Origin of the sequence: Amycolatopsis australiensis (assembly GCF_900119165.1) — a bacterium.
GTDB classification, from domain to species: domain Bacteria; phylum Actinomycetota; class Actinomycetes; order Mycobacteriales; family Pseudonocardiaceae; genus Amycolatopsis; species Amycolatopsis australiensis.
Genome location: NZ_FPJG01000006.1, coordinates 1,540,791 through 1,555,414, shown reverse-complemented (window position 1 = coordinate 1,555,414; position 14,624 = coordinate 1,540,791). Strand labels below are relative to the sequence as shown.

Sequence of the window (14,624 nt, the reverse complement as noted above, 5' to 3'; positions counted from 1 at the left end):
GAACTCGTGCGTGCTAGGAAGGTCCTTGTCGCGGCCGCCGGAGTACTGGTCGCGCTGACCACGTTGACCGTGTCGAACCCGGGAGCCGGCGCCATCACCAGCCACGACTCCGCGGCCGGCCGCTTCGACCGGCCGCAGCACGGCTTCGCGCCGCCGTGGACGACGCTGCGGGACGGCAAGCCGCAGGACGTCGGCCTCGACCCGGCGCCGATCAAGGCCGCCGAGGACTTCCTGGCGAGCTGGACGAGGCCGGACGCGTCCGGGCACCCGCACTTCTCCGGCGCGGTGGGCCTGCTCGCGCACGACGGTGTGGTCGTCGACCGGTACGCGGCCGGCGGCGCGCTGCGCTACGCCGACGCGAAGGGCACCGAGCTACCCGCGGACCAGCAGGTCCCCATGAAGAACGACACGATCTTCGACATGGCGTCGATCTCTAAGCTGTTCACCTCGATCGCCGTGCTGCAGCTGGCCGAACGCGGGCAGCTCACGATCGACACGCCGGTGAGCCGCTTCTTCCCGGAGTTCGCCACCGGCGACAAGGCCGCGGTCACCGTCAAGATGCTGCTGACGCACACGTCCGGGTTCGACGCCGACCCGGTCCCGTCGCTGTGGGCGGGCTACCCGGACATCCCCGCGCGCCGGCAGGCCGTGCTCGACAGCCCGCTGAAGAACAAGCCGGGCACGACCTACCTGTACTCCGACATCAACCTGCTCACCCTCGGCTTCATCGTCGAGAAGCTGACCGGCCAGACCCTCGACAGGGTGGTCCACGACCGGATCACCGCGCCGCTCGGCATGGCCGACACGGGGTACAACCCGCCCGCGTCGAAGCTGGACCGGATCGCCGCGACGGAGTTCGAGGCGAACCCGCCGCGCGGGATGGTGCGCGGCAGCGTGCACGACGAGAACGCGTGGTCGCTCGGTGGTGTCGCCGGGCACGCCGGGGTGTTCAGCACCGCCGGCGACATGGCCGTGCTCGCCCAGACGATCCTCAACGGCGGCAGCTACCGCGGGCACCGGATCCTCGGCGCCGAGACCGTGCGGCAGATGCTGACGAACTACAACCAGCAGTTCCCGGACGACTCGCACGGCCTGGGCTTCGAGCTGGACCAGCCCTGGTACATGGGTGCGCTGGCCTCGCCGGTGACCGCCGGGCACACCGGCTTCACCGGGACGACGCTGGTCATCGACCCCGAGTCGCGGTCGTTCGCGATCCTGCTGACCAACCGCGTGCACCCGAGCCGGAGCTGGGGCTCGATCAACCCCGCGCGCCAGGTGTGGGCGACGTCGCTGGCGAGGGCCATGGCCGTGCGGCCGATGGTCGGGAAGGATGCTTGGACGAGCACGCTGGGTAACGCGAGCGTCGCCACGCTGAGTACTCAGCCGTTCACTACCCAAAGTGATCACGCGCGCGTGTCGTTCTATGCCTTCGTGGACACCGAGGGCCCGACCGATCCACTAGAGCTGCAGGCGTCCACCGACGGAGTGAACTGGCAACCGATCGCCGTATCGGTTTCCGGTCCGGGCGCACCCTCCGGAGATGTGACGTCGCTCTCCGGACACGGCCACCGTGCCTGGTGGAAGGCGAGCGGCGTGGTGCCGCAGGGCCCCTCCGTGCGCCTCCGCTGGCGTTACAGCACTGACCCGAACTACACGGGGCGGGGCGTTTCGGTCGACGGTGTGAAAGTCACCGAGAGCGGCCGATCACTCCTCGACGGTGAGCGGAACCCCGCCGCCTTCGTCGCAGAGGGTTGGCAGTTGAGCGCACGGTGACGACTCTGTCGCTCGTCGTTAACTTTTCGGCCGAATTAACCATCTTCTTGCCGTTTGCACCGCGACACTAAGTTGCCAAGTCGTTAGCTTGACCTCGTTAACAAGGTCGACCCTGTTGGCGACTTTCTGGTCAACGATTAATCGCAAATCTAGATCCGCAGACACGGACGGGTTGCGATCCTACCGAAGGGTGTGGGTAGCCTTGTCGCAAATGCCAACGGTTAGTAACTTTCCGACGGTGAGTGATACCGAATCCGTAGTCGAAGCGGCACCGTCCGAGCCCGTATCGGTCCAGACGGCCGTGCGGGACGCCGACGCGAGCCCGCTGGTGCGGATCCGGTCCCTGCTCCCCGGCCTGGCCCGCGCCGAGCAGCGCGTGGCGAAGGTGGTGCTGGAGGATCCCGCGTCGGTCGCGAGGCGCAGCATCACCGAGGTGGCCTTGGCCGCCAACACCAGCGAGACCACCGTCACGCGGTTCTGCAAGGCCGTGGGCGTCGGCGGCTACCCCCAGCTGCGCATCGCGCTGGCCGCGGACACCGCCCGTACCGAGGCGCGCACCACGCGCAACCTCGGCGGCGAGATCGGGCCGGAGGACGACCTGGCCGCGGTGATCGGCAAGGTCAGCTTCGCCGACGCGCGGGCCGTCGAGGAGACGGCGGACCAGCTCGACGTCGCCACGCTGGAACGCGTGATCGAGGTCGTCGCGAACGCCGGCCGGGTGGACGTCTACGGCGTCGGTGCCAGCGCGTTCGTCGCCGCCGACCTGCAGCAGAAGCTGCACCGCATCGGCCGGGTCTGCTTCTCGTGGTCCGACACGCACATCATGCTGACCTCGGCCGCGGTGCTCAGCCCCGGTGACGTCGCGATCGGCGTCTCGCACACCGGCGCGACCACCGACACCGTCGAAGCGCTGCGGGTCGCCCGCGAGCACGGCGCGGTCACCATCGCCGTGACGAACTTCCCGCGGTCGCCGATCACCGAGGTCGCCGACTACGTTTTGACCACCGCGGCGCGGGAAACCACCTTCCGTTCGGGAGCGACGGCGAGCCGCATCGCCCAGCTCACCGTCATCGACTGCCTGTTCATCGGCGTCGCGCAGCGGCACATGGACGCGTCGGTCAGCGCCCTGGACGCCACCAGGGACGCGGTCGGCTCGCACCGCCTGGGGGTCAGGCCGGACGGTCGTCGCCGTCCGCGGGAAACCGGCAAGCAATGACCGGAGAAAATGTGAGGCGCATGATGACCGTCCCCGTGCAGGCGGTGCACGTCGATTCGCCGACCGAGACTCGCAATCCCCGCACCACGGACATCGACCTGATGTCCACCGCGGGGATCCTGGGCGCGATCAACGCCGAGGACCGGACGGTCCCCGGCGCGGTCGCCGCGGTGCTGCCCCAGGTGGCGCGCGCGGTGGACTACGCGGTGGAGGCCCTGCGGGCCGGCGGGCGGGTGCACTACGTCGGCGCGGGCACCTCGGGACGCCTGGCCACGCTGGACGCGGCCGAGCTGGTGCCGACGTTCAACGTGCCGGCGGACTGGTTCATCGCGCATCACGCCGGTGGCGAGCGGGCCCTGCGCCAGGCCGTCGAAAACGCGGAGGACGACGACGAGGCCGGCGCGGCCGAGATGGCCGCCATGGTCCAGCCCGGCGACTTCGTGCTGGGGCTGACGGCGTCGGGCAGGACGCCGTACGTCCTCGGCGCGCTGGCCGCGGCGTCGCGCAAGGGCGCCCGCACCGGCCTGGTCTCCGGCAACCCGAAGGCCGCCAAGCCCGCGGGTGTCGACGTGCTCATCGCCGTCGACACCGGCCCGGAGGCGATCGCCGGCTCGACCCGGATGAAGGCGGGCACGGCGCAGAAGATGATCCTGACGTCGTTCTCCACCGCGACGATGATCAAGCTGGGCCGGACCTACTCCAACCTGATGGTCAGCATGCGGGCCACCAACGCGAAGCTGCGCGGCCGGACCATCCGGATCCTGCAGGAGGCCACCGGCATGACGATGGCCGACTGCTCGGACGCGCTGACCGAGGCCGGGGGCGACCTCAAGGTGGCGCTGGTGCACCTGCTCTCCGGGGTGGACGTCCAGACCGCCGCGAAGGCGTTGCACACCGCGGAGGGGCACGTCCGGAAGGCGCTGGACCTGGTGCGGGTGCGCGCCAGCTAGAACCCGTTGCCGATCATCTGTTCACCTGCCTAACCTCTCAGATGAGGGAAGGCGGGTGGGCATGAGCACGACCGAGGACTCGCGGCGCGGGCTGTCGCGCCGCGAGTGGGTGTCGATCGGCGGGATGGCCGGGTTCGTCCTGCTGCTCAACGTCGTGGGCTGGGTGGTGCTGGCGGCCTTCGTCGCGCCCCGGCACTACGCGCTGGGCACGTCCGGCGTGTTCGGGATCGGGCTGGGCGTCACGGCGTTCACCCTCGGCATGCGGCACGCGTTCGACGCCGACCACATCGCCGCCATCGACAACACCACCCGCAAGCTGATGGCCGACGGCAAGCGGCCGCTGTCGGTCGGGTTCTGGTTCTCGCTCGGGCACTCGACGATCGTCTTCGCGCTGTGCCTGCTGCTGTCGCTGGGCGTGCGCGCGCTGGCCGGGCAGGTCGAGAACGGCTCGTCGGCGTTGCACGAAGCCACCGGCCTGATCGGGACGTCGGTGTCCGGTGTGTTCCTCTACGTCATCGCCATCCTGAACCTCGTCGTGCTGGTCGGCATCCTGCGGGTGTTCCGGCGGATGCGCCACGGTGAGTTCGACGAAGCCGCACTCGAACGCCAGCTGGACAACCGCGGCGCGCTGAACCGGCTGCTTCGCGGCGCGACGAAGGCCGTGCGCAAGCCGTGGCACATCTACCCGGTCGGGCTGCTGTTCGGGCTGGGCTTCGACACCGCGACCGAGATCGGCCTGCTCGTGCTCGCCGCCGGCGCGGCGACCTTCGCCCTGCCCTGGTACGCGATCCTCGTGCTGCCGATCCTCTTCGCCGCCGGCATGAGCCTGTTCGACACCGTGGACGGCTGCTTCATGAACTTCGCCTACGGCTGGGCGTTCGCGAAGCCGGTCCGCAAGATCTTCTACAACATCACGGTGACGTCGTTGTCGGTCGCCGTCGCGTTCGTGATCGGCACGATCGAGCTCGTCTCCATCCTCACCGAGAAGCTGGACATCACCTCGGGTCCGCTGGCCGCGATCGCGTCGGTGAACCTGGACTACGTCGGCTTCGGGATCGTCGGGCTGTTCGTGCTGACCTGGGTCATCGCACTGGCGGTGTGGCGGTTCGGGCGGATCGAAGAAAAGTGGTCGGCAAAGCTCTCGTGACGCAGAGGGCGAGCGCCGTGAGAGAGGCGACGGCGGCGGCCGGACCGACCCATGCCGGTCCCGCGCCGGCCAGCACGGCGCCGCCGAGCGCCGAACCCAGCGCGCCCCCGACGTAGATCGCCGAGCCGTTCAGTCCCAATGCGACGGTCGCGACGTCCGGCGCGACGGTGAAGAGCCGGTGCTGCTGCGGCACCATCAACATGCCACCGAAGACGCCCGAGCACAGCGCGAGCAGCAGCGCGCCCGGCAGCGACAGCACCGCCACGTCGAGTACCGCGAGGACGATCGCCGTGCCGGCCAGGGAAAGCGCGCGGACCCGGCCGGGACCGAGGTGGTCGGTGGCGCGGCCCGCGACGGTGGTGCCGACGACCTGGCCGACGCCGGAGCCGACCAGGACCCAGGACAGCACCGCGCCGCTCGCGACCGGCGCGACCAGCACCGGCAGGTAGACGAACACGGTGAAGGCGGCGATCGTGCCGAACACCGTCACCAGCAGCACCCGGACGACCGGCCGCCGCCCGAGGACGGCGAGCCGCGTGCGCAGCCCCACCGCGGGCATGCGCACCTCGGGGATGATCGGGATCAGCACGGCGACGACTACGGCGACCACCCCGATGCCCCACATCACCGCGCGCCAGCCGAGCCAGGTCCCGGCGAGCACGCCGATCGGGACGCCGAGCACCATCGACACGCTCATCCCGCCGGCGACGGTCGCCAGCGCGCGGCCGCGGCGTTCGTCGGACGACAACGCGCCCGCGAGGACGTAGGCGGTGGACTGGAAGGCGGCCGCGCCGACGGCCGCGAGCAGCCGGGCCCCGGCGACGACGGCGAACGACGTGCCGAGCGCCTGCCCGGCCATGCCTGCGGTGAACAGCGCCATGCCGCCGGCCAGCAGCCACCGGCGGTCCCAGCCGCCGGTGAACGCGGCGATGAGCGGCGAAGCGAGCGCGTAGGTCAGGGCGAAGACGGTGGTGAGCTGGCCCGCGACGGACTCCGTCACGCGCAGGTCGGCGGCGATGGCGGGCAGCAGGCCGTTGAGCACGAACCCGTCGGTGCCGACGGTGAACGTGCCCACCGCGAGGACGAGGAGGACCCCCACCCGATCATTAGATGATCGTCGAATCGTCATAAGGTCATGATGGAGTTATACTTAGATCGTTGTCAAATAGTCGAAGGGAAGGCCGTGGCCCGCACACTGCCCCAGCCGGCGCGCGAAGCGATCGAGATCGTGACCGTGCTGCAGGCGCTCGCCGACCCGGTGCGCCTGGAAATCGTGCGCGAGCTGGCGGCGGAGACCGAGCCGCGCAGCTGCGCGCTGGAGGAGTACGACCTCGACATCACGGCGGCGACGCTGTCCCACCACTGGCGCGTACTGCGCGAAGCCGGCCTGACGACAACGACCGTCGAAGGCAGGCGCCGCTGGATCGTGCTGCGCCGCGACGACATCCAGGCGCGGTTCCCCGGCCTGCTCGACGCCGTCCTCGCGCAGCAGCCGTCAGCTCAGGGCGCGTAGATGGTGAGCGTCGTCGGGCCGGTGAGGCTCCCGACGCCCGATCCGGCGCACGCGAGGGCGTTCGGCGTGACCACGACCTGAGCGCCGACCGCGGTGGTCGTGAAGTTGTAGGTGAACGTGGTCGGCGCGGCCGACGGGTTGCCCCACACGTACGTGCGGGACGTCGAGCCCGCATTGAGCAGCGTCGTGCACGAGACGGTGTCCGTGAACGCCTGCGTGTAGGACGCGTTGAACGCCTGGGGATCGGTGCAGACGGGGAACGTGCCGGTGAGGACACCGGTCACGAGCCGCGGCGTGTTCGTGATCGGCGGGTCGTAGGTGACCGCCCAGGTACCGGTGCAGGACTGGATGGCGGTTTCGGCGTTCGCCGGCCCGGCGGCCGCCGGCACCGTCACCGCCGCGGCGAGCACTGCCGCCAGGAAAGCACCGCACTTCCGCCACCGGTTCATGGCGGTAAACAGACCACGTGCGAGGACCCGTGGACTACCGCCGTTCCGGCATTTCGGACCGCCGCGTCAGGAAGCCGCGTCCGAGATGCTCTTCGCCTCGCGCGCACCCGCCTCGAATGCTTCGCAGCAGAACAGCAGCCACGCGCGCACGCCCTCCGGCGTCCCGCCCGCGAAGCCTTCCGCCGCTTCGAGATACCGCGGTACCCGGCGGAAGAACGCCACCTCCGGCACGCTCAGCGCCTTCGGGTCCAGGCCCGTCGCGACCATCGTCAGCCGCGCGGCCGCTCGGGCCACCACTCCGTTCGCCGTGGCGAACGGCTTGAGCGCCAGCAGCTCTCCGTGCACGACCGCCGTCAGGACCGGGCCCGGTACCGACGTCGCTCCCGTCACCAGCTGGGCCAGCAGCTCGAGGCGGCCGCCGCCGGAGCTCGGGCGGCCCAGCGCGTCCGGGTCCTCGACGAGGTCCGCCGCCGCCAGGACGTGCAGGCGCGCCAACGCCTGCATCGGCGCGCGGCGCCACGTCGGCAGCAGCGACTCCAGCGTCTCCGCCACGCGCAGCGCGCCCGCCAGGACCGGGTCGGCGACCGCGCCGTCCGCGGGCAGCTCCGGGTTCGCGCCCTCGATGCCGGCGGACGCGCGGGCGGCCCGCACCGACGCTTCCGCCGCCGTCGCCGCGCCGCCGCGGAGGTTCGCCGGGAGGCGGTGGACCGCGAACACCGCGTCCTGCGCGGACTTCGCGGCCGCCGCTACGCCTTCCAGGTCGAGGAGGGGCTTTAGCGGATCAGGCATCGAGCACCTGGCCTTCACGGGAAACCACGGGCGGCAGCACCGACCACGGGAAGTTGATCCACTTGTCCGTGTGCCGCCAGACGTACTCGCACTTCACCGTCGAGTGCGGCTTCTGGTAGACGACGGCCGAGCGCACCTCGGCGACGTGCTCGAGGCAGAAGTCGCGGACCAGCTTGAGCGTCGCGCCGGTGTCGGCGACGTCGTCGGCGATCAGCACCTTCTTGCTCGTCAGGTCGACGACGTTGGGCACCGGCGGCAGCATCACCGGCAGGTCGAGGCGCTGGTCGACGCCGGTGTAGAACTCGACGTTCATCACGTGCAGGTTCTTCACGTCGAGCGCGTAGCCGAGCGCGCCGGCGACGAACAGCCCGCCGCGGGCGATGGACAGGATGAGGTCCGGCGCGAAGCCGTCTCCGGCAATGGTGTGAGCCAGTTCACGGCTCGCCGTGCCGAACAGCTCCCAGCTCAGCTCTTCCCGCTCTTCGGCCATCGATCTCGCCCTTCGTCGTGGTCAGCCGAGCATAGGCAACGACCAAGTGGCCTCTGGAAATGCTCGGAAACTGGCTATCCGGGACAGCCATTGCCGTCTCTACGGTGAGGACGTGACCGACTGGAACACGCAGCCGACCCTGTCCGGCGAGCACGTCCGCCTGGAGCCGCTGACGCCCGAGCACGCCAAGGGCCTGTTCGAGGCCGGCACCGACCCGGGCGTCTGGACGTGGCTGAGTGTCCGGCAGCCCGCCGACCTGCCCGCCATGGAACGGTTCGTCGAGCAGGCGATCGCCGACCCCGACCGGCGGCCATTCGCGCAGCTCGACGTCGCCTCCGGCCGCGTCGCCGGGACGACGTCGTACTACCAGGTCGCCGAGAAGCACCGGATCCTGTCGATCGGGCACACGTGGATCGGCGCGGACTGGCAGCGCACCGGGCTGAACACGGAGTCGAAGCTGCTGCTGCTCGAGTACGCGTTCGAAACCCTTGGCGCGCAACGGGTCGCCTGGGAGACCGACATCCGCAACCTCCGCTCGCAACGCGCCATCGAACGGCTTGGCGCGCTTCGCGAAGGTGTGCTGCGGGCGCACCGGATCCGGCCGGACGGCTCGTCGCGCGACACCGTCACGTACTCGATGCTGGCGCCGGAGTGGCCGGCGGCGAAGGCGCGGCTGAGCGAACGCTTAGTCACCGCCGCTCGCCTGCCTCGGTGAAACGACAGGGCAACGTGGGTGCAACCTTTTACAAGGCGGACTAACGTCGCTAGCGTGCCGCTAGCCGTCGTTTCGGCGCACTACAGGAGGCCTTGCAACCATGACCGAGCAGTCCCCCGCACTGGACAACCTGCTCACCGAGAGCCGCACCTTCCCGCCCAGCGATGATTTCGCTGCTCAGGCGAACGCGAAGGCCGATCTCTACGCCGAGGCGGATGCCGATCGCGAAGCGTTCTGGGCCAAGCAGGCGGAGCGGCTGACGTGGGACACGAAGTGGACCACGGTACTGGACTGGACCAATGCGCCCTTCGCGAAGTGGTTCGTCGGCGGCAAGCTGAACGTCGCGTACAACTGCGTCGACCGGCACGTCGAGTCGGGGCACGGCGACCAGGTCGCGATCCACTGGGTCGGCGAGCCGGGCGACACGCGGGACATCACCTACGCCGAGCTGAAGACCGAGGTTTCCAAGGCCGCCAACGCACTCACGTCCCTCGGCGTCGGTGCCGGCGACGTCGTGGCGATCCAGCTGCAGATGGTCCCCGAGGCCATCTTCGCCATGCTCGCGTGCGCACGGATCGGCGCGCTGCACAGCGTCGTCTTCGGTGGCTTCTCCCCGACGGCGCTGCGAGCCCGCGTCGACGACGCCGCCGCGAAGATCGTCATCACCTCCGACGGCCAGTTCCGCCGCGGCAAGGCCGCGCCGATGAAGGCCAATGTCGACGAAGCGCTCGAAGGTGCCGAAACCGTCGAGAAGGTCATCGTCGTGAAGCGCACGGGCGACAAGCTCGAGGGCGACGTCCCGTGGAACGACGCGCGCGACCTGTGGTGGCACGACCTCGTCGACGGACAGTCCGAAGAGCACACTCCCGAGGCGTTCGACAGCGAGCACCCGCTGTTCATCCTCTACACGTCCGGCACGACCGGGAAGCCGAAGGGCATCCTGCACACCTCCGGCGGCTACCTGACGCAGACGGCCTACACGCACCACAACGTCTTCGACCACAAGGCCGGCGAAGACGTCTACTGGTGCACCGCGGACATCGGCTGGATCACCGGCCACAGCTACATCGTCTACGGCCCGCTGGCCAACCGCGTCACGCAGGTCGTCTACGAAGGCACGCCGAACACCCCGCACGAAGGACGGCACTGGGAGATCATCCAGAAGTACAAGGTCTCCATCTACTACACCGCGCCGACGCTGATCCGCACGTTCATGAAGTGGGGCGCGGAGATCCCGGAGAAGTACGACCTTTCGTCGCTGCGGGTGCTCGGCTCGGTCGGCGAGCCGATCAACCCCGAGGCGTGGATCTGGTACCGCGAAACGATCGGCGCCGGCAAGACGCCGGTCGTCGACACGTGGTGGCAGACCGAGACGGGCGCGATCATGATCTCGCCGCTGCCGGGCGTCACCGCGGCGAAGCCGGGCTCGGCGCAGAAGGCGCTGCCGGGCATCTCCGCGAAGGTCGTCGACGACCAGGGCAACGAGGTCGGCCCGGGCGGCGGCGGGTACCTGGTGCTCGACAAGCCGTGGCCGTCGATGCTGCGCGGCGTCTGGGGCGACGAGGAACGCTTCAAGGAGACGTACTGGTCGCGGTTCAGCGAGCAGGGCTACTACTTCGCCGGCGACGGCGCGAAGTACGACAACGACGGCGACGTCTGGCTGCTGGGCCGCGTCGACGACGTGATGAACGTGTCCGGCCACCGCATCTCGACCACCGAGGTCGAGTCGGCGCTCGTCTCGCACCCGACGGTGGCCGAGGCCGCGGTCGTCGGCGCGACGGACCCGACCACCGGCCAGGGCATCGTCGCGTTCGTCATCCTGCGCGGCAATGCGGCCGACGGTGGCGAAGAGGCCGTGCAGGAGCTGCGCAACCACGTCGCGAAGGAGATCGGGCCGATCGCGAAGCCGCGCCAGATCATGGTCGTGCCGGAGCTGCCGAAGACGCGCTCGGGCAAGATCATGCGCCGCCTGCTGCGCGACGTCGCCGAGAACCGCCAGATCGGCGACGTCACCACGCTGGCCGACTCGTCGGTGATGGAGCTGATCTCGTCGGGCCTGAAGTCCGGCAAGTCCGAGGAGTGAGCTAGCGTTCTTCCGCCAGGGCCCTTCCGGCTGCACGCCGGGAGGGCTCTGTCATGGCACCCCCGAGTGGCACGGCTCGAACGCATGTTCTACGCTGTGCCGCGAACCACACCCTGGGCAAGGAGACGACACGACGATGACCGTGGATGTCCTGACGCACGACGAGGAAACGGCCGAGGCCCCGGCTCCGGAAGTCTCCACCACCGAGGCGGCCGTCACCGAGTCCGCGTCCCCGGCCCCTTCGGACGACTCCGCCGAGCCGGCCGCCGAGGAGGCCCCCAAGCCGAAGCGAGGCCGCCCGAAGGGCGCGACGGCCTCGACGGCGAAGAAGACCCGCACGGTCGAGCTGACCCTGACGGTCACCGGCACCGCCGACGGCGAGTGGCAGGCCGAGCTGAAGAACGGCAGCAAGTGGGTCGCGAAGGGCCTCGAGATCCCCGCCGCGGCGGTCTCGCGGGCGGCGAAGGAGCTGCACAGCGACCTGTCCGGCCCGATCGACGAGGTGATCAACCAGGCCCGCGAGGCGCAGGCGGCGAAGGTCGCGGCGCTGGAGGCCGAGCTCGAGAAGGCCAAGCAGGCCCTCGCCGAGCTGGACGTCTGAGCTTCATCCCAGGAAACGCCCGGGTCCGCGCTTGGCGGGGCCGGGCGTTTCCGCTTCTCGAGGCGACGACGTCAGGCGATCGGCGGGCGTTCCGGCAGCGGGGACTTGAACTCCACCCACATGGAGTCCGTCAGCGCCTCCACGTGGTGGGCCACTCCACGCGGGTGCAGCACCGAGTCACCCGGCTCCAGCACCGCCTCCACGCCGTCGACCGCTCCCCGTATCCGGCCGGACAGGACGTACACGATGCTGTCGTGGTCGTGCGCGTGCGTCGGCGACGCCACTCCCGCCGGGTAGTGGATCAAGTACGCCAGACCGCTCGACGCCGTCTCCAGCAGCCGGAACCGGCCCTCGCCGCCTTCCAGCGGGAGGCCCTCCACCGTCACCAGCGGCTGCCACACCTGCTCCTCCATGCCGCCCATCATGTCCCAAAACCGCTGAGTCCACACAGGACCGGCTTAGGTAAGGCAAGAGTTATTTAGGCCAACCTGAGCGAAAGCCCAGGTCTCGCCACGATTCCCGGTTCGTGTTTCACTGGTCCGGTGACCGAAACGATTGACGGTGACGCCGTGGAGCACACCCACGAACCGCACCAGGGTGTCGGCGGGAAACTGAACTGGCTGCGGGCCGGGGTTCTCGGGGCGAACGACGGGATCGTGTCCGTCGCCGGCATCGTCGTCGGGGTGGCCGGCGCGACCACCGAAGCCACGACCATCCTCACCGCCGGGATCGCCGGGCTCGTCGCCGGCGCGTTTTCCATGGCCGGCGGGGAATACGTTTCGGTGAGCACGCAGCGCGACACCGAACAGGCCTTGCTCCGGCTGGAAAAGCAGGAGCTCAAGACGATGCCGGAGGCCGAAGAGCGCGAGCTCGCCGAGATCTACGAGGGGAAAGGGCTTTCGCCCGAGCTGGCCAGCCGCGTCGCCCGCGAACTGACCGAAAAGGACGCCCTGCAGGCGCACGCCGAAGCCGAGCTGGGCATCGACCCGGACAACCTCACCAGCCCGTGGCAGGCCGCGTGGGCGTCGCTGCTCGCGTTCTCCGTCGGCGCGCTGCTGCCGATCCTGTCGATCGCCTGGGCCGGCGTTTCGCTGCGGGTGTGGGCGTGCGCCGCCGCGGTCGTCGTCGGCCTGACGCTCACCGGGTGGGTCAGCGCGCGGCTCGGCGACGCCAAGGTGGGGCGCGCGATCCTCCGCAACGTCGGCGTCGGCGCCCTCACCATGGTCGTCACGTACTACGTCGGGGTGCTCTTCGGCGTCACCGTCGGTTAGTGCACGCCCTTCATCAGCTTGCGGATGAAGGGAATGCCCAGGAACAGCAGCACGCCGATGCCGATGGCGACGCCGCCGACCGTGCTGAAGTACGGCGCTTCGTCGTCCACCGAGTAGTACTCGGCGAGCTTGCCGGACATCGCCGTGCCGAGGGAGATCGAGAGGAAGTTCAGCGCCACCATCTGCGTCCGGAAGGCCTCCGGCGCGAGCTTCGTCGACAGCGACAGCCCGACCGGTGAGAGGCACAGCTCGGCGATCGTGAAGACGAACAGGATGCCGACCATCGCCAGGAGCGGGCTGGCGTTCTTGCCGCTGCCCACCATCGGCAGGAACAGCAGGAACGCGACACCCATCAGGACCGTGCCGAGCACGAACTTCATCGGCGTCGACGGCTGGCGCTCGCCCAGCTTCGTCCACAGCGCCGCGAGGATCGGCGCGAACACGATGATGAACACCGGGTTGATCGAGTTGACCCAGGACACCGGCATCTCCCAGCCGAACAGGTCCCGGTTCAGCCGCTGGTCGGTGTAGGCCGAGACGACCGTGAACTGCTGCTGGTAAAGCGAGAAGAACGCGGCGCTGGCGATGAACATGGGGATGAACGAGAACACCCGGCTGCGCTCGACGCCGGTGATCTTGCGGCTGGTCAGGATGACGAGGAAGTAGACCACCGAGATCGCGGCGACCGCCCAGACCACGACGTCGGCGAGGTTGCCCGGGTGCACGACACCGGTCAGCACCAGGGCCAGGATCACGGCGACCAGCACGACGGCGGCCCCGACGGCCAGTAGCCGCCGCGACGCCGGCAGCGGGTTCGGCACCTCCTTGGCCTTCTCGCCGAGGTTCCCGCGGCCGAGCGTGTACTGGACCAGGCCGAGCGCCATGCCGATCGCGGCGAGGCCGAAGCCCAGGTGGAAGCCGACCTCGGTCTGCGCGAGCCCGGTCAGCAGCGGGCCGACGAACGCACCGAGGTTGACGCCCATGTAGAAGATCGTGAAACCGGCGTCGCGCCGCTCGTCGCCTTCGGCGTAGAGCGTGCCGACGATGGCCGTCGCGTTGGACTTCAGGCCGCCGCTGCCCACCGCGACGCACACCAGGCCCACGCCGATCCCGGCCAGGCCCGGCAGCAGCGCCAAGCTGATGTGGCCGATCATGATCAGCACCGCGCTGTAGAACAACGTGCGTTCCGAGCCGAGCAGCCGGTCGGCCACCCACGCGCCGACGACGGCCGACAGGTACACCAGCCCGCCGTACGCGCCGACGATGCCGAGCGCCGACTCCTGCGCGAGGCCCAGGCCACCCTGGTCCGCCTTGTAGTAGAGGTAGATCGGCAGGATGCCCAGCATCCCGTAGAACGAGAAGCGTTCCCACATCTCGACGCCGAAGAGGTTCGCCAGCCCTCGTGGGTGCCCGAAGAACCTCGTGTCCTGCTGGACCTCGGTGGAGGTGCTCACAACTACGTCTTCCTTTGTCTCGGGACTTCGTTGTCGTTTGGCATGCTATGACCCCACCTGGTGACCCACCACCGACACCCGTTGTGGCGACCGCCATAACGGTCCGTGACAAAGACGCATTAAAATACCGGCAAAGGTGCGCCGGGAAGTCTGGTCGGCAACAGTGATCAGCG

General features: G+C 69.6%; 15 protein-coding genes. 9 read left to right on the top strand and 6 right to left on the bottom strand.

Annotated elements, in window-relative coordinates; translation table 11 throughout:
* Positions 1-6 precede the first annotated feature (6 nt).
* The 4 genes from BT341_RS08745 (at position 7) to nicT (ending at position 5,086) form a co-directional block, all read left to right on the top strand.
* The gene (locus tag BT341_RS08745) at positions 7-1,773 is read left to right on the top strand and encodes a serine hydrolase domain-containing protein (protein ID WP_072475786.1); all 1,767 of its coding nucleotides are present in this window, start codon (positions 7-9) and stop codon (positions 1,771-1,773) included.
* A 211-nt stretch (positions 1,774-1,984) separates the two neighbouring features.
* Positions 1,985-2,989, top strand: coding sequence for a MurR/RpiR family transcriptional regulator (locus BT341_RS08740; RefSeq protein ID WP_072475785.1), 1,005 nt, complete (start codon positions 1,985-1,987; stop codon positions 2,987-2,989).
* 20 nt (positions 2,990-3,009) lie between these two features.
* Entirely contained in the window at positions 3,010-3,939 is a 930-nt protein-coding gene (locus BT341_RS08735; protein ID WP_072475784.1) for an N-acetylmuramic acid 6-phosphate etherase, read from the top strand.
* Between the two features lie 61 nt (positions 3,940-4,000).
* Positions 4,001-5,086, top strand: coding sequence for a Nickel transporter NicT (gene nicT, locus BT341_RS08730; RefSeq protein ID WP_072475783.1), 1,086 nt, complete (start codon positions 4,001-4,003; stop codon positions 5,084-5,086).
* Here nicT and BT341_RS08725 read toward each other — a convergent pair.
* Complete coding sequence (locus BT341_RS08725; protein ID WP_084742803.1) at positions 5,022-6,215, bottom strand: MFS transporter; 1,194 nt, start codon at positions 6,213-6,215, stop codon at positions 5,022-5,024. The genes nicT and BT341_RS08725 overlap by 65 nt on opposite strands.
* Positions 6,216-6,269: 54 nt before the next feature.
* On the opposite strand from BT341_RS08725, the gene BT341_RS08720 reads away from it, so the two are divergent.
* Positions 6,270-6,599 (top strand): ArsR/SmtB family transcription factor, encoded by a 330-nt coding sequence (locus tag BT341_RS08720; RefSeq protein ID WP_072475782.1) that lies wholly within the window; start codon positions 6,270-6,272, stop codon positions 6,597-6,599.
* Here the strand turns inward: BT341_RS08720 and BT341_RS08715 are convergent.
* From BT341_RS08715 to BT341_RS08705, 3 genes are all read right to left on the bottom strand, one after another.
* Positions 6,587-7,048, bottom strand: coding sequence for a hypothetical protein (locus BT341_RS08715; protein ID WP_143168507.1), 462 nt, complete (start codon positions 7,046-7,048; stop codon positions 6,587-6,589). The two genes, BT341_RS08720 and BT341_RS08715, sit on opposite strands and share 13 nt — an antisense overlap.
* A 66-nt stretch (positions 7,049-7,114) precedes the next feature.
* Entirely contained in the window at positions 7,115-7,837 is a 723-nt protein-coding gene (locus tag BT341_RS08710) for a Fic family protein (RefSeq protein WP_072475780.1), read from the bottom strand.
* Positions 7,830-8,327: a phosphoribosyltransferase gene (locus BT341_RS08705; RefSeq protein ID WP_072475779.1), complete on the bottom strand. Its 498-nt coding sequence runs from the start codon at positions 8,325-8,327 to the stop codon at positions 7,830-7,832. The genes BT341_RS08710 and BT341_RS08705 overlap by 8 nt, the downstream gene beginning before the upstream one ends.
* A gap of 112 nt (positions 8,328-8,439) precedes the next feature.
* Between BT341_RS08705 and BT341_RS08700 the strand changes: the two genes are divergently transcribed.
* The 3 genes from BT341_RS08700 (at position 8,440) to BT341_RS08690 (ending at position 11,726) form a co-directional block, all read left to right on the top strand.
* Complete coding sequence (locus tag BT341_RS08700; protein ID WP_072475778.1) at positions 8,440-9,042, top strand: GNAT family N-acetyltransferase; 603 nt, start codon at positions 8,440-8,442, stop codon at positions 9,040-9,042.
* A gap of 100 nt (positions 9,043-9,142) precedes the next feature.
* A complete protein-coding gene (gene acs, locus BT341_RS08695) occupies positions 9,143-11,125 on the top strand; it encodes an acetate--CoA ligase (protein WP_072475777.1) in 1,983 nt (660 codons plus the stop codon).
* A 136-nt stretch (positions 11,126-11,261) separates the two neighbouring features.
* Positions 11,262-11,726: a DUF6319 family protein gene (locus BT341_RS08690; protein ID WP_072475776.1), complete on the top strand. Its 465-nt coding sequence runs from the start codon at positions 11,262-11,264 to the stop codon at positions 11,724-11,726.
* Between the two features lie 71 nt (positions 11,727-11,797).
* Here BT341_RS08690 and BT341_RS08685 read toward each other — a convergent pair whose 3' ends face one another.
* The gene (locus tag BT341_RS08685; RefSeq protein ID WP_072475775.1) at positions 11,798-12,151 is read right to left on the bottom strand and encodes a cupin domain-containing protein; all 354 of its coding nucleotides are present in this window, start codon (positions 12,149-12,151) and stop codon (positions 11,798-11,800) included.
* A 117-nt stretch (positions 12,152-12,268) separates the two neighbouring features.
* Here BT341_RS08685 and BT341_RS08680 point away from each other — a divergent pair, with 117 nt between their 5' ends.
* On the top strand, positions 12,269-12,997 hold the full coding sequence (locus tag BT341_RS08680; RefSeq protein ID WP_072475774.1) for a VIT1/CCC1 transporter family protein: 729 nt from the start codon (positions 12,269-12,271) through the stop codon (positions 12,995-12,997).
* Here BT341_RS08680 and BT341_RS08675 read toward each other — a convergent pair.
* Positions 12,994-14,451 (bottom strand): peptide MFS transporter, encoded by a 1,458-nt coding sequence (locus BT341_RS08675; RefSeq protein WP_072475773.1) that lies wholly within the window; start codon positions 14,449-14,451, stop codon positions 12,994-12,996. The genes BT341_RS08680 and BT341_RS08675 overlap by 4 nt on opposite strands.
* Between the last annotated feature and the right edge of the window lie 173 nt (positions 14,452-14,624).